The organism is Ferdinandcohnia sp. FSL W7-1320 (assembly GCF_038050315.1).
In the GTDB taxonomy this organism is placed as follows: Bacteria; Bacillota; Bacilli; order Bacillales; family Bacillaceae_L; genus Ferdinandcohnia; species Ferdinandcohnia aciditolerans.
Map to the genome: position 1 here is coordinate 3,806,230 of NZ_JBBPAM010000001.1, position 17,687 is coordinate 3,823,916.

Here is a 17,687-nt window from a genome sequence, read left to right on the forward strand (position 1 = left end):
GACTCTTATCTTTTTTATTTTGTGGGGTTTATATTTGTATGATACGATTCCATTTTAAATCATGTGTATTCTTTGACTTTTTCCTACTTTATCCAAAATCTGTGGTTTATTCGCTTCTTATGCTTGGACTTTTTCCTGTTTTATCCATAACCCCTGTCATATTCGCAACTTACACTTTGACTTTTTCCTTTTTTATCCAAAAACCATGGTTTATCCACAACTTATACATGGGCATTTCCCTGTTTTATCCAAAACTCCTAGTTTATTCGATACTTATGCTTGAACTTTTTCCCGTTTTTCCAAAAGTCACTTCTTATACGGAGCTATTTTTACCATTTTTTTAAAAGTTAGATCGAAACTACTATTACCAATACATTTTTTACACATATGATTAGATTAAAAACAAAATACCACCATCAAAGATACTCCTTCACAAATCCCTTCGAATCCACACCCAAGATTGCGTTCGTTTGAAGTTTGTGGGCTTCCAAATATTGCTTAACTAAGTAATATCCTGCACAATAGCCTGCCATCTTGGGGCTGAATCCTTTTCCGTATAAGAGATCGTTGTGTTTTCGTTCTTTTATTTTTACAGATTGGTTCGGAATTATTAGTTGTTTAACTAGTTTTTCTAGCTGTACATCTGAGTAATATTTTGTCCACCCCGCTAGATTCTCTGCACCGCAATGCTCACGAACTGCATTTTCTGCAATACCCTCTAAGATCACGGTATCTAAAAAAGTTAAATCAGCTTCATTCTTTTTATATTTTTTTAGACGACAAACATGATTGTATTCATGTGTGAGGACTGCTTTGATTTCGTCATGAGAATTGTGCGGAGAGAAAAATAGAAATAATTTGTCCTTAAAGGCAAGCCCTGATTTCCCATTATATTCATTGTTGATCCTTGAATTTGTTTTATCTGCTGGAAAAATGAAAATTGGGACCTGCGGACCGCTCCATTTTTTTTGCAAGACACTATATTCTTTTTCTACCTTTCCCCATACGTTTTTAGGAAGGCTCTCAAGTATGTTCTCAGATACTGTTCTGTACATTCCGTGCATTTTTAGATACTCATAAATCTCACGTTCAGATGCTCTATTTGAAAAATAACTTTTTAATTTTTTACAAAGTTTAATTGGATTATCATGTGAATCCTTCAGCCATTGATCAGTGCGGATTACCCCACGTCACCACTTCCTTTCTTACCTCTTTATCGTATTCGACTTTCATAAAAAAAGAGCCAGACCATTTGGCCTGACTCCTTGGATTTATATGTTATTGATATTTCTTAAATAGAATAGTTGCGTTGTGACCACCGAAACCAAGTGAGTTACTTAAGGCAACATTTACTTCTTGTTTTCTTGCTTTGTTTGGTACATAGTCTAAGTCACATTCTGGATCTGGTGTTTCATAGTTAATCGTTGGTGGAATGATTCCTTCTTTAATTGCAAGTACTGAGAAGATCGCTTCCACACCACCAGCTGCTCCAAGCAAGTGACCTGTCATTGATTTTGTAGAGCTAATCGCTACTTTATATGCATGATCACCTAGTACTTCTTTAATTGCTGCAGTTTCAAACTTATCATTATAATCTGTGCTAGTTCCGTGTGCATTGATATAATCAATTTCACTTGGATTTAATCCTGCATCAGCAATGGCTTGGCGCATTGCGCGAGCTCCACCTTCACCACCTGGTGCTGGAGCCGTGATATGATAAGCATCTCCTGTTGCACCGTAGCCAACGATTTCTGCATAAATATTGGCTCCGCGTGCTAATGCATGTTCAAGTTCTTCAAGGACAAGAACTCCAGCTCCCTCACCCATTACAAATCCGTCTCGATTTTTATCAAATGGACGGCTTGCTGTTTTTGGATCTGGATTTAATGATACGGCTCTTGCTGAAACGAAACCGGCAAATGACATATTAGTTAATGGTGCTTCTGTTCCACCAGTGACCATAACGTCTGCATCTCCACGTTGAATTACCTTAAACGCATCACCGATTGAGTTCGTACCAGTCGCACATGCCGTAACTGTACATGTGTTAATTCCTTTTGCTCCAATTGCGATGGAAACTTGGCCAGCTGCCATGTCTGGAATCATCATTGGTACATAGAATGGACTTACACGACGATATCCTTTTTCTAAGAAAATTTTATGCTGTTCCTCATGAGTTTCCATTCCGCCAATTCCTGAACCAAGCCATACTCCAACGCGCTCAGCATTTTCTTCATTGATTGTTAAATTTGCATCCTTAACTGCCATGAATGAAGCAGCTATTGCATATTGTGTGAAGCGGTCCATACGACGTGCTTCCTTTTTGTCCATATAATTTTCCGGATTAAAATCCTTTAATTCCGCTGCTACCTTTGCAGGTAAGCCTTCGATTTGAACTCTTGTTAATGGACCGATACCTGAAACACCGTTTTTCGCGTTTTCCCACGTCGTTTTCACATCGTTACCTAACGGCGAAACCGTGCCTAATCCTGTTACTACTACACGCTTCTTTTCCATAATCTTTCTCCTTCCAGCCTATTTCAACATTTCTATCAATATTTTCGACTAATGATGTTCTAATCTGTTAGTTCTTTTTTAGCGACCCCATCTGATGCAAATGGCACCCCAAGTTAGTCCTCCACCAAACCCTACCATAACAATTACGTCATCATCCTTAATTTTTCCTGCTTCAATATCTTCAACAATTGAAATTGGGATAGATGCGGCAGATGTATTTCCGTATTTATTCACTGTTTTAGACATTTTTTCTACTGGTAGTTCAAGTCTTTCTCTTGAAGCCTCCATGATTCGAATGTTTGCTTGGTGTGGGATTAAATAATCAACATCTTCACGCTTTAATCCTGCTTTTTCAATTACATTTACACTTGATTCGCCCATTTGTCTTACTGCAAATTTGAAGACTTCGCGTCCATTCATAATGATGTGTTCATCTTGGTAAAGATGTTTTGAACCAGTTCCGTCTGCTCCTAATTCGAAAGAGAGGATTCCTCTTCCTTCAGAAACTTCACCAAGAACAACTGAACCTGCTCCATCTCCAAATAATACAGCTGTATTTCTGTCGCTCCAGTCCACAATTTTAGATAGTTTTTCAACACCTACTACTAATACGTGCTTATAATCACCATTTTCAATAAACTGTTTACCAGTAATGATTCCGTACATAAATCCTGCACATGCTGCACTAATATCCATTGCCGCTGCATTTTTTGCACCAAGACGTTCTTGAATCATACATGCAACTGACGGAAACGGATGGTCAGGCGTTACTGTAGCGACAATAATTAGGTCTAATGCATCCGCGGTAATACCTGAATCTTCTAAAGCTCTACGGGCTGCTTCATACGCCATATCAGAAGTATTTGTATCATCATCTGCAATTCTACGTTCTTCTATTCCTGTTCTTGTACGAATCCATTCATCTGATGTATCCAAAACTTTTTCGAGATCTTTATTTGTTACCACTCTATCTGGTACAAATCGATTGATTCCAATTATTCCTACACCCATACAAACATCTCCCTTTTATGAGAAAACATAATTTTTATCAAAAAAGCCTTTTTTATTCTGCGCTTTTCTTTATTATCAATTATTATGACTTGGTACTAATTTTAATCCATTTTTTAATTGTTATCAACTCTTTGGTTTTATTTTTGGTTAGATTCCATGTTAGCCTAGGGTTTTAAGTGATACTAGCCCATCTCATTTTTTGAGATGTATCATATGAATATAATAAAAATGTTTTGAAGAAAACTTCTAATGTGAGTTGGTGATAAAAATGAGTAATGAGAATGAAGAAATTGATTTAAAGGCCGAAAAGAGTGAGCGTGATACTCCTTCTTCGATGGATAAGTTTGATCGCCTCATGTTTGGTCCTCGTTCGGCAAAGAGAAATGAAAATGTACCTTCTGAGGCAAAATCCAATCAAAACCATGCTGATGGAGTAGATTTCAACCAATTAATGGGACAAATTAATGATATTATGACCTCAATTGACAAAATCAAACCAGCTTTAAAAGACCTTTCGCCTCTCCTTGATTATTTTCGTAAAAAATAAGAAGCTATCACTTGATGTGATAGCTTCTTCTATTTTGATGGAAGATCTCCTGTTTCTACATATTGATTAATATAATCATTTAGTTCTGAAATAAAGTTTTCATCTACCTTCGGGCTAAAAACCCCCATTGAAATGACTCCATCCTGGAAGTCAAACGAGAGGTTTCCCGAAGCCAGTTCACCTTTATTGAACTTTTCGGCAACTAATAAATAGAGTTGATCCACATGCTGAACAGTGCTTGTATAGACGGTTTCTTTGCCCAGGTCAGATTGGTCCGAAACATAGCCTATTGCATATAGGCCTTCTTCCTTCAGTCTTTCTATCACTGGGACATTGTAGCCGTCCCCAGCAGGATATATAATATCGATACCGTCTGAGATCATATTCTTTGCAATCGAAATTGCCTTTTCGTCATCATCCCAGTTTTGAACATATCCTATATCTACATCGGCTTCATCATTTTGAAATAAAACACCTTCATAAAACCCATTGATTTCCGGTTGCCATTCAAAAGCAGCAATAATTCCGATTTTATTTGTATTCGTCATTTCACCTGCAACCATGCCACCGAAAAATCCCATAGCATGCCCTTCAAAGTTTAGGCTTGTCACATTCTCTTTTCTCGTATTCCCATTGAAAAAAACAAAATGCACATTAGGGTATTCATCAGCAATATCATTAAAAATCGTAGTGTATTCACTACCATGACCAAATATTAAATTAACACCTTTATCAACATATTCATCTACAGCAGATCTAGTTGCAGCTTCTGTTGTAATTCCTTCTTTGTAAAAGACATCAACCTCAAATTGAGATTTTATCTGTAATAGCCCCTTATACCCCTTCGTACCCCATACTTGGTCATCTATTGTATCAGGTACAAGCAAACCTACTTTTTTGACCCCAGTATCTGCATCTGTTTGTCCACAGGATACAAGAAAACTTAACAGGATTAAGAGTGTCACCCACCTAAACCACTTTTGCATTCCTACAACTCCTTCAAAAACAAAAACAAAATTCGTCCTCTATATATTTATTTTATTGTACTTTGTACTACTTGGAAAGCAAAAGAAGTATTAGCTGTCTATGTTTTGGTAGAAAAATTCCCTATGGTCATTCATTATTCGAATACATTCAGTAAAACTTTTATTAGCAAAATCGATAAAAGTAAACAAAAAATTTACATTCTTTGTTCGTATTTTCCGATGTTCCCACAGACTATCTTTTATATTAACTTTTGAATACCAACTATCATCCAATTCATCTGCCAAAGAATCAATTTCAACTCTGTTTATTTCATGTGCCGATACCAGGATAAGTTTGGTTTTTGAATCATTACAATAGTCGAATATGGATTGAAGTCTCTCCTCTTTTTCCTCATTTTGATTTGGATGTGTAGAACTACACCAAGGATATATGACAGCATCTGTTTTATTGAACAAACTTTGGTTCAATGATGCCTTCGAATTCTCGAAAAAACGAAAATAGGCATTGCGCCCAATAAAGAGCAATTTCTTCTCTTCCGGACTATTTTCCATCGGTTCAGCATCTATCCCAATAACATTGATTTCCTCGTCTAGCATCTTGCAACAGAGCCCATATCCTACAAAGGAGAAAGCATCGAATAGTATAACCTTCTTCACTTGTAACATCCCCCATTTAATTTAATACAGTATCGTATGCGAATGAGTAAATAAAAAGTCCCTATTCTTTATAGAAACTGGGACTTTTTATAATTCCTTTTCATTTTCTTTATAGAAGCTACCAATTGAGCGACTAAATGCATACGTATTTTCACTGATATGATAGCTTAACGTGACCATCTCGTTTCCACTTTGATATTTCTTACTGTGTATTTCAGGAGTGTATGTTCTTTCATTTGTGTTATGCCAAATTTTGATTGGGATATTTGGGATTACAAGATTTTCTTTTGGTGCTAAATCTGCAATTTTTGATTCAACTTCTCTTTCCTCAAGGTGGTAAGCCTTCGCAACTTCTTTTAACAGCTTTTTATAAAAAAATTTATTTTTTCTTTCATTCTCAATATGTGCAACTAAGTCAATGCATGGATTTAGGAAGGCCATAGATCGTATCTCCCCCTGCATCCTTTTACTTAACTGCATGGCAGTTAATGCTCCCATTCCTTCTGCAAGAATATGGATGCGTTTATTTAGGATTTCGCGTTTCATCACGATGTGATACAACTGTATTGCTAATTTTATGCAGGCAGGATTTCCCCAGTTTGCACCATACAAGTTTGAATAAAATACAGTATATCCCTCATCCTTAAGGTATTCGAGAATTTGGGACCTTGCGTAGTTTTGTATCCAAAAGCTTGAGCTCTCTTCTACAAAATTCTTATTATCCCCAATGATTAATACAGCAAAGCCGTTTGGACGTTTTGGCAAATGAAGAGCAGACCACTCCGTGTCGAGCTTGAAAAATACTTTATTTTGAACCATTGCTCTCTTCTCCTACTCCTAATTTTCGTCCTTCATTATTAGTGTATGCTGTGGAATAAAAGATGAAAGGGGGAAATGCCTATAAATAACTTTTCTTAAAGATGACAAATGTGGTAAACTACTTAAAGATATAGTTAAATTTAATGAGGTGAAAACATTGCGTTATTTTTGGACTTTCTTTTGGACATTCCTCTTAATCCAAATGGCTTCATATGTTATTGGATCAATGCAGGCAGCTACATATTCATTCCAAACAGCTTCGATCGTTGCTGTGATCGTTACAGCCCTAATCATTATTTTAGGTTCTGTTATTCCAAACGAGCCTGTAGAGGAACCTCATCATTAATATGCAAAAAAAGACCCGTTCGGGTCTTTTTTTGTTGTTTACGGCTTTCTTTTATATGACCATTTGCGGTTGTGGTTTGAGTTTTCCGGGAACGGGTCACCGGCATTTAATTTAACACTTTTAGGGTTCTTAACCATATCTCCTTGCTCTCCGATTTCTACATAAATCCCATTATTCGGTGCTTTTTGCCCTGCACGAAATTCATGACTTTGCCCCATCATAATCCTCCTTTTGAATAGTATTACAAGATTACTATTCCCACTACCCTTTAAAATCATCAAAAAAAGCCCCAGTACCTAAAAAGGCTGAAGCTTCATTAAATTTCCTTATTCCATAATTGCTTTTAATACTGCTTTTTGAACGTGGAGACGATTTCCCGCTTGTTCGAATACAACTGAATGTGGTCCATCAATCACATCGGCCGTAACTTCTTCACCACGATGAGCTGGTAAACAGTGCATGAACATGTAGTCTTCATTAGCAGCACTTACAAGCTCTGAATTAACTTGATATGGCTTAAACGCCTTAAGTCTTTCTTGCTGTTCCTTTTCTTGCCCCATGCTAGCCCATACATCTGTGTAAATATAATCGGCACCTTCTAGGCCACAAACAGGATCATGGCTAACCTCAATCACTGCATGTGTTTCCTTTGCAATTTCTTTTGCCTGCTCTACGATAAAAGCCTTCGGAGCATAATTAGGCGGACAAACAACCGTACAGTCTAATCCAACCTTTGCCGAAGCAATCATTAAGGAATGAGCAACATTATTGCCATCCCCAACATAGACAAGTTTGCTTCCTTTGAAGATTTTATTATTTTCATAAATCGTGAGTAAGTCTGCTAATGCTTGGCATGGGTGATAATCTTCTGTTAAACCGTTAATGACTGGAATATTTGCAAATTTAGCGAGTTCCTCAATTTTTTCATGTTCAAATGTACGGATCATGATTGCATCTACATACTCAGATAAGACCATTGCTGTGTCAGCAATTGATTCTCCTCTACCTAACTGCATATCATTGCTATTTAGGTAGATTGCATTTCCCCCAAGCTGAAGCATGCCTGCCTCAAATGATACTCTTGTACGGGTTGAATGCTTTTCAAAGATCATCGCTAAGGTTTTTCCTTTTAAATACGGTGTGTCTTCCCCATTTTTATGCTTTTGTTTTATTTCAATAGCTGTATCCAACAAATTGATAATTTCTTCACCCGTTAAATCAAGGAGAGTGAGGAGATCCTTTCCCTTTAGAACGTTTTTAGCATTATGTTTAATAGCAGTTGTCATTTGCTAATCACTTCTTTCTGATTATTTAATGTATCTCTTCGTTCTTGAATCGACATTACGGAAAAATGCGATACCCGGAACGCTTTTAAGAATGCGTGTAATGTTTCAATTTCAGTGAATACATGAATGCGTTTTTGACTTGCCTCTAACTTATTCTTTTTCGCACTTTTCTCACCTGTAAGGCTTACAAATGCTAAAGCTTTTTCACTCTTACACCATTCTGAAATGTCGTTAGCAAGATACGTTTTTAGTCCCATTTCCTTAGCAATTTGGTTCAATTCTTCAGGAATATAATCCGCATCGAAGACAATTTCATCAGCGCCTTTTTTTGAAATGATGTAGCTATGGAAAACTTTTGTTAGTGCCTCATCAATTGTTGCAGCAATGCTGATTCCTTCTCCGGTCGATTTCATTTCAGGTCCTACTGTCGGATCACCGAGTAGTTTATATGTTGAGAAAACTGGGTATTTCACTGTATAGAACGGTAAATCACGTAATAATCCTTTTTCTGAAGTTACTTCCTGTAGTGATTTACCAAGCACAAGTTTTGACGCTAGTTGAGCCATTGGAATCCCTGTAATTTTGCTAATAACTGGTACCGTACGGCTTGCCCTTGGGTTCACTTCGAGAACATAAATTTGATTGTTACTGATTACGAATTGTATGTTCATAATGCCTTTAAAATCTAATTCACGAACGATCTTAGTAGCATAGGTTTCAACCGTTTTCTTATTATCTTCTGATAAAGAAACTGCAGGCATGATCGCATGACTGTCACCAGAGTGAACTCCTGCTTTTTCAATGTGTTCAACAATGGTTGGAATTAAAATCTCGTCGCCATCAGAAAGCAAATCAACTTCGATTTCTAATCCAGGTACATATGCATCAATCAGAAGTGGATACGTATCCTTTGTTATGTCTTTTAAAAATAATACAAGCTCGTCCTCATCATTTATTACGAGCATTCCCTTGCCGCCAATAACATATGAAGGACGGATTAAGACAGGATAACCTATCGCCTTAGCCTTTTCCACTAATTCCTGCGCATTATCGGCAATCTCACCAGGGATATGCGGAATATTCGTTTTTTCTAAGAGCTGATAAAAACGGTCACGGTCCTCAAGCTGGTCAATGATATCGTGTGTGATTCCGACGATTGAAATACCTGCATCTTCTAATCCTTGGGCAAGATTAATCGCGGTTTGACCACCAAATTGAACCATTACTTGATCCACTTTTTCTGCTTCAATTACATTTAATACATGTTCAAGAGTTAAGGGTTCAAAAAATAATTTATCAGCAATCTCATAATCAGTACTTACAGTTTCAGGATTGTTATTCATCAAAATGGTTTCGTAACCCTCGTCTTGTAGCGCAAATATCCCATGAACTGAGCTATAGTCAAACTCAATGCCTTGACCGATTCGAATAGGTCCAGAGCCAAGAATTAATACCTTTTGCTTTTCGGAAACGTCCAGCTCATTTTCACCAAAATAACTTGAATAATAATAAGCAGTTTGTGCAGCAAACTCTCCTGCACAGGTATCCACGCATTTGTAACTTGGAATAATGCCAAGTTCTTTTCGTTTTGCACGAACCATCGATTCCTCTACGTGACAAAGGAACGCAATATGCTGATCGGAGTACCCTTTTTCCTTTACGATTTGCATAAATTCTACAGTAAAATCATTGAGTGCAGTTTGTTGAATTTTTTCTTCAGTGTCTACTAAGACCTTGAACGTCTCTAGGAAAAATAAATCTATTTTTGAAATCGAATGAAGTTCCCTGACAGTTGTTCCTCTTCTTAACAATTCAAGAACAGCAAAGAAACGATTTTCACTTCCATTTTCAACAAGTTGGAGAAGTTCCTCACCAGATTTATTTACAATTGCAGGTAAACGAAGGCTTTTATTATCGCCTTCTAACGAATGTACAGCTTTTTGAATGGCACTTTCAAGATTTCGGTCAATGGCCATTACCTCACCCGTTGCTTTCATTTGAGTTCCAAGCGTAGTAGGAACATCTGTAAACTTATCAAATGGAAAGCGTGGGAATTTAACAACAACATAATCTAAAGCTGGTTCAAAGCTAGCGAATGTTTTTCCTGTAACCGGGTTTACTAATTCATCTAATGTATATCCTACCGCAAGCTTTGCGGCCATTTTTGCGATTGGATATCCAGTTGCTTTTGAAGCTAGTGCTGAGGAACGACTAACTCGTGGATTTACTTCAATTAGAAAATAATTCTTACTAAATGGATCCAAAGCAAATTGAATATTACAACCACCAATAATTCCTAAAGCAGAAATAATCTTAATTGATGCAGCTCGTAGCATTTGATATTCTTCATCTGTTAGTGTTTGTGATGGTGCCACAACGATAGAATCACCAGTATGGACTCCAACAGGATCAATATTTTCCATATTACAAATGGTAATGCAGGTTCCCTTTTTGTCCCTCATTACCTCATATTCAATCTCTTTATATCCAGCAATACTTTTTTCAATCAAACATTGAGTAATTGGGCTTTCGGATAAGCCATTTTTCGTTAGTTCTTCTAATTGTTGCAGTTCATGCGCAATGCCTCCTCCTGTTCCCCCCAATGTGTAAGCTGAACGAACAATGACAGGAAATCCAACCCTTTCTGCAAAAGTTTTCGCTTCTTCAACTGTTGTTACAATTTCACTATCTGGTACTGGCTCATTTAGTTCATTCATTAAGCTTCGAAAGGCCTCACGGTCCTCCCCCTTTTTGATGGATTCAATATGAGTACCAAGTACTTTCACATTATACTTATCTAAAATACCTGCTTCACTTAAACTAAAAGCTAAGTTGAGACCTGTCTGACCACCAAGTGTTGCGAGTAAACCGTCTGGACGTTCCTTTGCAATGATTTTTTCAAGGCTTTCAACAGTTAATGGTTCAAAATATACTGTGTCTGCATTGACTTCATCTGTCATAATGGTTGCTGGATTATTATTTACTAAGATGACTTTATAGCCTTCTTCACGTAGAGCTCTGCACCCCTGAGTCCCAGAATAATCAAATTCTGCTGCTTGCCCGATTACAATGGGTCCAGAGCCAATTACTAATATAGATTGTATTGAATGATCCTTAGGCATATATCTCTTCTCTCCTAACAGTACAGTTGTTGGCTATAAATTCATCAAAAACCCAACTGCTTTCAGCTGGTCCTGGGTGTGCTTCCGGATGAAATTGAACCGTTAAAATTGGAAGCGTTGAATGCGTTAATCCTTCTACTGAATTGTCATTGCAATTTATAAAGCGCGCCTTCAGTTTTGTTTCACTCAAACTGTCTTCATCAACTACATAACTATGGTTTTGTGAGGTAATATAAACTTTATCATTTAGCAAATCTACCACTGGTTGATTTGCACCTCTATGGCCGAATTTCAACTTCTTTGTATCTCCACCAAGGCTTAAGGCAACAAGCTGATGTCCTAAGCAAATGGCTAGTGTTGGAAAGTATTCGATCATCTGCTTAATTGTCGGAAGATGTTCAGCTAGAGCCTTTGGATCTCCAGGACCATTTGACAAGACAATACCATTTGGTTGAAGTTGTTTGACCTTTTCAAAAGGTGTAGTATAAGGAACTACAGTTACCGTACATCCCTTTGACAAAAGAGATTGTAAGATGGATCTCTTATACCCGAAATCAACTAATACAATGTGGTTATCTCCTGTACCAAATGTTTGCCACTCCTTACTCGATACTTCTCCCACCGGATTAGCATTAACAGACATGGCCGTTACATCAAAAGAAGGAGAATCACTAATTACAGCTTGCATTGTTCCTTCAGTTCTGATTCTCTTTACAATTGCACGAGTATCAACATGGGATAGCAATGGTATATTCCATTTATCAAGATACTGTTTTAAGGAATACTTTGCATTATAGTGAGAATAAGAATCCTTTGTTTCATATACAATGACTCCAGCGACGTGAGGTTCTTTACTTTCAAAATCGAATTCATTTATTCCGTAGTTTCCGATTAATGGGTACGTGAAAACAATGATTTGATTTTTATAAGAAGGATCCGTTAACACTTCTTGATACCCAGTCATTCCAGTATAAAATACGATTTCACCGTTCGTTACAGCCTTTTCAGAAGCTTGCGATAACGTTCCTTCAAAGCTTTCACCATTTTCTAAATGTAGATATCCCTTCATTGTTTCACCTCGTATTTTTATTTAGCTAGACGTATTTTTATACAAACATATTCAAAAAAAATTCGATTGTATAAGCTGGTAGTTAGATAGATAGATTCCTAACTACCAGCATCAATCCTAGGCAATATGTACTGCCACAAGTGTTTCTTTAATCATCTTAACCGCTTCATCAATTTCTTCGTAAGTAACAGTTAATGGTGGTAATAAGCGAATGACATTCGGGCCAGCTGGAAGAGTTAAAAGACCATTTTCTCGAAGTGCCGTAATCAAAGCAGCTACCTCTCCCTTACAAGCAATCCCTACGATTAATCCACTACCACGAATCTCTGTAACTAAGTCCTGATCTGCTAGTGCTGTAGTAAGCTCATTTTGTAAATAAGCCCCTTTTATCTCAACTTCTTCTAAAAACTCATCCTGAAAAATAATCGATAGGGTGGCTTTAGCTGAAGCTAATGAAATAGGGTTGCCACCGAAAGTTGACCCGTGTGAACCAGGTCCAAATGCTTCCTTCAGTTTTTCCTTACCAAGCATAGCACCAATGGGTAGGCCGCTTCCTAAACCTTTTGCTAAGGTAATAATGTCTGGTGTAAGGTTGAAATGCTGGTGAGCAAAGGCCTTTCCAGTACGACCAATCCCTGTTTGAACTTCATCTATAATAAATAGGGAACCATGTTTTGCACAAAGTTCTTCAATCTTTTTAAGGAACTCTTCTGTTCCAGGGACAACTCCACCTTCACCCTGCACAACTTCTACCATAACCGCTGCAACTTCATCATCCATTTCGCGCTCTAACGTGTCACAGTCATTGTATGGAAGATAGACAAATTCCTGCAAGAGAGGGCCAAATCCTGTATGAATTTTTTCCTGTCCAGTAGCTGCCATAGTTCCAAATGTTCTTCCATGGAAGGATTGTTTAAATGTAATGACTTTTGATTTTTGAGTGTATTTACGAGCGAGTTTTAAAGCAGCTTCATTTGCTTCAGCTCCACTATTACAATAGAAAACAGCATCAAGCTCTGAATTTGATACTAGCTTTTCAGCCACTTCTTGTTGAATATCAGACTTAAACAAATTTGATACATGCCAATATTTCTGCAACTGCTCTTCTACTGCTTTCATAACCTTAGGGTGGCGATGTCCTAGATTACAAACTGCGATTCCGGAAACGAAATCCAAGTATTTTTTTCCTTTATTGTCTACAATGATTGCACCTTCTGCAGATTCAACTGTTAAATCCCATCTTGCATAGGTTGGAAATAGTGCATCCATTATACCACCTCTAGTTCTTTTACAATTTTTGTTCCTTTTAACGATCCATCTACGGATAATAACGAGCTTTTCCCGTTAATAATCGTTATTTCATTAAGTCCCCCATCATTCAAAGCTGAAAGGGCTGCTTTTACTTTTGGAATCATTCCCCCGTAAATCGTCCCTTCATCGATGAGGGATAAAACTGAATCCGTTGTAAGCGATGGTAAGACTTCACCGTCTTTTTTAATTCCATCTACATCGGTTACGAATAATAAATGTTTTGCCTGAAGGGCTATGGCAACACTTGCTGCAGCAGTGTCAGCATTGATATTGAATTTGCTAAAGTCCTCATCAATCCCAATTGGAGAAATTACCGGAACATAATTTTGAGAAATTAGAAACTCCAGGAATGAAACATTAACATCTACAATTTCGCCAACATACCCCAATTTTGCAAGGTCCACAGGCTTCACTTTTATTAGTTCTGCATCACAGCCAGATAACCCAACTGCTGGGATACCAGCCTTCCCAAGCTCAACTACAACCTTTTTATTAACCGTTCCTGATAATACCATTTCAACAACATTAAGGACCTCTTTTGTTGTTTTTCTTAACCCGTTAACAAATTCGCTCTTTAAGTTCAGTGAGGAGAGGGTCTCAGCTATTTCAGGCCCGCCACCATGCACAACAACTACATTATAGCCACTGTTTTTTAATTCTTTAATACTATTAAAAAATGAGTCGGACAACTCACTGAGTATACTACCTCCACATTTGATAACAATTGTCTCCATTTCAAGTCTCCTTATGTTCGGTAGCTTGCATTTATCTTGACATAATCATAGGTTAAATCACAGCCCCATGCCGTACCAGTACCTTTTCCTAAATGGAGGTCAACGTGAATAACAATATCAGTACCTTCAAGATATTCTTTTGCAAGCTCTTCTGAGAAAGTCAACGGCTGACTTCCTTTTAGCATTTGGATTGTTCCAATTGAAATATCTACATTATCCGGATTCACAGTAGCTGTACTGTGACCTATCGCTCCAATAATTCTTCCCCAGTTCGCATCTGCTCCATAGATTGCTGTTTTAACAAGGTTTGAACCAACAATCTTTTTAGCAATAATACGTGCATCCACATCAGATACAGCTCCCGTTACATTCACTTCGACCAGTTTTGTAGCTCCTTCTCCATCCTTTGCAATTTGCTTTGCAAGATCTTCGAAAGTGGATTGAAGTGCAGAAACAAATGAATCCCATTCAGGATGTTCTTGTGTAAGTAGATCATTTTCCGCCAAGCCACTGGCCATTACCAAAACCATATCATTTGTTGAGGTCTCTCCATCGACTGTGATTTGGTTAAAAGTCACATCTGTCACTGTTTTTATTGCAGCTTGTAGGGAGTTTGAATCAATATTAGCATCAGTTGTTACAAAACCTAGCATCGTTGCCATGTTTGGATGAATCATCCCAGAGCCTTTTGCTGCTCCACCAATTGAAATCTTCTTTCCATCAATTGTTGTTTGGTAACATGCTTTTTTCATAACTAAATCTGTTGTTAAAATAGCCGTTTGGAAGCTTTCAGCTGCTTCTACTGTATTAGTTGGCTGAAGTTGTTTAATGCCTGCTTTAATTTTATCCATTGGTAATAGTTCCCCGATGACACCCGTTGAAGCAACTGCAACTAAATGATCTTCAATACCAAACTGAGCTGCAGATTCAGCTCTCATTTCGTATGCATCTAACAAACCTTGCTCACCAGTGCATGCATTAGCACATGCACTATTGATCACAACAGCCTGTAATTTGTTCTCTATGGCAATACTCTCTTTCGTAACCTTTAAAGGAGGGGCTTGAAAATGACTTTGCGTATATACAGCGGCACAGTTAGCCGGAACATCACAAACAATCGCTCCTAAGTCTTTCTTTTTATAACGTAATCCGGCATGGACTCCTGCTGTTTTAAAACCTTTTGGGGTTACAACAGTTCCCTCTTCCAATTTTATTATTTGAATCTCCTTCATATCTATCATGCAAAGTCACTCCTTATCTATCAATCATAATTCTATTATGGGAATAGAGGGACATAGTGTAATCCCGTATTTTCTTCTAAACCTAACATTATATTTGCATTTTGGATGGCCTGACCAGCAGCCCCTTTAACTAAATTATCTATGACTGACACAATGGTAATTCGATTTGTTCGCTCATCTAATGCAAGGCCAATATCACAATAATTCGTTCCATAAACCTCTTTTGTGGCAGGAAATGCGCCTTTTTCTCGGATTCTTACAAATGGAGCATCTTGATAGCTTTCCTTATAAAGTTCATAAAGTTGGTCCATTGTAAGTGTCTCTACTGCACGATTGATATACATCGTTGACATAATTCCCCTGGTCATTGGGACCAAATGTGTACTAAACGTAACGTATGGGATTGAATCGTCCCACCCTTGTATCACCTGTTCAATTTCCGGAATATGTTGATGTTGATTTACCTTATAAATTGAAAAGTTATCATTGCTTTCAGAGAAATGCGTAGTTCTAGAAGGACTCTTTCCAGCTCCGGATATTCCTGATTTGGCATCGATCACAATTGATTTTTCATCTATTAGTTTATGTTTCACTAACGGAGCTAAACCAAGCACTGTTGCAGTGGGATAGCACCCAGGATTGGATATAAAACTACTACTCTTAATTTCTTCTTTATTCCATTCAGGAAGACCATATGTAGCTTTGTCTAGGTCTGCTTGTAGGGCGCTTGGCTTTTTATACCATTGTTCATATGCACTAGGATTTTTTAAACGATAATCCCCAGATAGATCAATAATCTTTACATTTTCTTTCAATAGTTCAGGTACAATCGTGGTTGATACCCCTGATGGTGTAGAAAGAAATACAACATCAACTTCATTTGCAATCTTAGGAATATCAATTTCTTCTAAAGAATGATTTACCAGATTAGTAACATGGGGGTAGACCTCTGAAAGCTTCATCCCTGTTTGAGACGAAGTGTGAACAGAATGAACGTCTATAGTTGGGTGGTTTGTCAATAGTCTTAATAATTCAATTCCGCCATAACCAGTAACCCCTATAATTGCCGCTTTCAATATTTCCACCTCATTGTTTTTAATAACAAATTAAATTTTGAAATATGTTTCATTATAAGTCCGTATAAAAATAAAATCAATTGTATTTTTATAAATAATTCAGTTTTTTTATACAAAAAAACCACCAGTAGTCGATGGTTTTATAATTACCCTCCACTTACTGGTGGAATCAACGCCACTGTATCTCCTGCTTTTACAACGTCCTTATCTACTGCATACTCTTCGTTAATTGCAAACATAATTTGGTCAAGGTTTATTATACCATGGTCGTTCGAAAGCTTTTCTTTCAAATCTGTTACAGTTAGCTCATTTTCATGTAAAATTATTCTATCTGTTCCTGCCATTTCCTGTAAATGAGCAAAGAATAAAACAGTTATCATTTTAGATCCTCCTCTTCTGGTTGACCGGTTAAATATTGTTTTGTCTCTAATTGATCGCCTATCCACATTTCTCCATCTTCCCAATGCTCCTTTTTCCAAATGGGAACAATCTGTTTAATCCTTTCGATTGCATACTCGTTTGCAGCGTAGGCATCCTTACGATGTGGTGTGGAGACTGCGATGACAACAGCAGCTTCTGATATTTCCAATCGACCAATTCGGTGAATAATGGCCGTTTTAGCTTCTGGCCATTTTTCAGCTATTTCCTCTCCAATTTGAGCAAGCTTTTTTTCTGCCATTGAAACATATGCATCATATTCTAAATAGAGGGTCCGTTTCCCCTTAGTGAATTCGCGGACTGTGCCGATAAAAGTAGTAACAGCACCGGCCTCACGTCTAACGACTTTATTCGTAACTTCTTCAACATTGATAGGTTCTTTCGTAATTTTATATAAAGTATTATTCATTGATTTACCTCCTTCAATCCAGATACGCATAGGCGTATTTGCGCACAGACTTTTTAGGCCACACGATGTGGGTCACAAAAGAAGATGCCACAGGACGTGGCATTCTTAGTCTCTGATC

Annotated in this window: 18 protein-coding genes; 2 read left to right on the forward strand and 16 right to left on the reverse strand. The window is 37.5% G+C overall.

Features of this window, described 5'->3' with window-relative positions; genetic code table 11:
- Positions 1-416 precede the first annotated feature (416 nt).
- From NST91_RS18765 to NST91_RS18775, 3 genes are all read right to left on the reverse strand, one after another.
- On the reverse strand, positions 417-1,064 hold the full coding sequence (locus NST91_RS18765) for a DUF2268 domain-containing putative Zn-dependent protease (protein ID WP_341332346.1): 648 nt from the start codon (positions 1,062-1,064) through the stop codon (positions 417-419).
- 214 nt (positions 1,065-1,278) lie between these two features.
- Complete coding sequence (gene fabF / locus NST91_RS18770) at positions 1,279-2,517, reverse strand: beta-ketoacyl-ACP synthase II (RefSeq protein ID WP_341332347.1); 1,239 nt, start codon at positions 2,515-2,517, stop codon at positions 1,279-1,281.
- A gap of 78 nt (positions 2,518-2,595) precedes the next feature.
- The gene (locus tag NST91_RS18775) at positions 2,596-3,528 is read right to left on the reverse strand and encodes a beta-ketoacyl-ACP synthase III (protein WP_121445413.1); all 933 of its coding nucleotides are present in this window, start codon (positions 3,526-3,528) and stop codon (positions 2,596-2,598) included.
- A gap of 268 nt (positions 3,529-3,796) precedes the next feature.
- Here NST91_RS18775 and NST91_RS18780 point away from each other — a divergent pair, with 268 nt between their 5' ends.
- Positions 3,797-4,075: a hypothetical protein gene (locus NST91_RS18780; protein ID WP_341332348.1), complete on the forward strand. Its 279-nt coding sequence runs from the start codon at positions 3,797-3,799 to the stop codon at positions 4,073-4,075.
- A 29-nt stretch (positions 4,076-4,104) separates the two neighbouring features.
- Here NST91_RS18780 and NST91_RS18785 read toward each other — a convergent pair whose 3' ends face one another.
- The 3 genes from NST91_RS18785 to NST91_RS18795 all read right to left on the reverse strand — a co-directional run bounded on the left by NST91_RS18785 (position 4,105) and on the right by NST91_RS18795 (position 6,537).
- Positions 4,105-5,061: a BMP family ABC transporter substrate-binding protein gene (locus NST91_RS18785; RefSeq protein WP_341332349.1), complete on the reverse strand. Its 957-nt coding sequence runs from the start codon at positions 5,059-5,061 to the stop codon at positions 4,105-4,107.
- A gap of 90 nt (positions 5,062-5,151) precedes the next feature.
- Complete coding sequence (locus tag NST91_RS18790; RefSeq protein WP_341332350.1) at positions 5,152-5,718, reverse strand: hypothetical protein; 567 nt, start codon at positions 5,716-5,718, stop codon at positions 5,152-5,154.
- A gap of 87 nt (positions 5,719-5,805) precedes the next feature.
- Complete coding sequence (locus NST91_RS18795; RefSeq protein ID WP_341332351.1) at positions 5,806-6,537, reverse strand: alpha/beta hydrolase; 732 nt, start codon at positions 6,535-6,537, stop codon at positions 5,806-5,808.
- A 157-nt stretch (positions 6,538-6,694) separates the two neighbouring features.
- Here NST91_RS18795 and NST91_RS18800 point away from each other — a divergent pair, with 157 nt between their 5' ends.
- Positions 6,695-6,883, forward strand: coding sequence for a DUF2929 family protein (locus NST91_RS18800; RefSeq protein WP_121445418.1), 189 nt, complete (start codon positions 6,695-6,697; stop codon positions 6,881-6,883).
- A gap of 38 nt (positions 6,884-6,921) precedes the next feature.
- Here NST91_RS18800 and NST91_RS18805 read toward each other — a convergent pair whose 3' ends face one another.
- From NST91_RS18805 to NST91_RS18850, 10 genes are all read right to left on the reverse strand, one after another.
- Complete coding sequence (locus NST91_RS18805; protein ID WP_121445419.1) at positions 6,922-7,101, reverse strand: YjzC family protein; 180 nt, start codon at positions 7,099-7,101, stop codon at positions 6,922-6,924.
- Positions 7,102-7,209: 108 nt separating this feature from the next.
- Complete coding sequence (gene argF / locus NST91_RS18810) at positions 7,210-8,169, reverse strand: ornithine carbamoyltransferase (protein ID WP_341332352.1); 960 nt, start codon at positions 8,167-8,169, stop codon at positions 7,210-7,212.
- Positions 8,166-11,291: a carbamoyl-phosphate synthase (glutamine-hydrolyzing) large subunit gene (gene carB, locus NST91_RS18815; protein WP_341332353.1), complete on the reverse strand. Its 3,126-nt coding sequence runs from the start codon at positions 11,289-11,291 to the stop codon at positions 8,166-8,168. The genes argF and carB overlap by 4 nt, the downstream gene beginning before the upstream one ends.
- Positions 11,284-12,360: a carbamoyl phosphate synthase small subunit gene (locus tag NST91_RS18820; protein ID WP_341332354.1), complete on the reverse strand. Its 1,077-nt coding sequence runs from the start codon at positions 12,358-12,360 to the stop codon at positions 11,284-11,286. Before NST91_RS18820 ends, carB begins: the two co-directional genes overlap by 8 nt.
- Before the next feature lie 117 nt (positions 12,361-12,477).
- Entirely contained in the window at positions 12,478-13,629 is a 1,152-nt protein-coding gene (gene argD, locus NST91_RS18825; protein ID WP_341332355.1) for an acetylornithine transaminase, read from the reverse strand.
- Positions 13,629-14,405 carry an acetylglutamate kinase gene (gene argB, locus NST91_RS18830; RefSeq protein WP_341332356.1) on the reverse strand — a complete coding sequence of 259 codons (777 nt, stop codon included), beginning with the start codon at positions 14,403-14,405 and terminating at the stop codon, positions 13,629-13,631. Before argB ends, argD begins: the two co-directional genes overlap by 1 nt.
- Before the next feature lie 11 nt (positions 14,406-14,416).
- Positions 14,417-15,646, reverse strand: a complete 1,230-nt coding sequence (gene argJ / locus NST91_RS18835) for a bifunctional ornithine acetyltransferase/N-acetylglutamate synthase (RefSeq protein ID WP_341332357.1) — start codon at positions 15,644-15,646, stop codon at positions 14,417-14,419.
- Positions 15,647-15,681: 35 nt separating this feature from the next.
- Entirely contained in the window at positions 15,682-16,722 is a 1,041-nt protein-coding gene (gene argC, locus NST91_RS18840; RefSeq protein WP_341332358.1) for an N-acetyl-gamma-glutamyl-phosphate reductase, read from the reverse strand.
- 146 nt (positions 16,723-16,868) lie between these two features.
- Positions 16,869-17,102, reverse strand: a complete 234-nt coding sequence (moaD, locus tag NST91_RS18845; RefSeq protein WP_341332359.1) for a molybdopterin converting factor subunit 1 — start codon at positions 17,100-17,102, stop codon at positions 16,869-16,871.
- Complete coding sequence (locus NST91_RS18850; RefSeq protein WP_341332360.1) at positions 17,099-17,569, reverse strand: molybdenum cofactor biosynthesis protein MoaE; 471 nt, start codon at positions 17,567-17,569, stop codon at positions 17,099-17,101. Before NST91_RS18850 ends, moaD begins: the two co-directional genes overlap by 4 nt.
- Positions 17,570-17,687 lie beyond the last annotated feature (118 nt).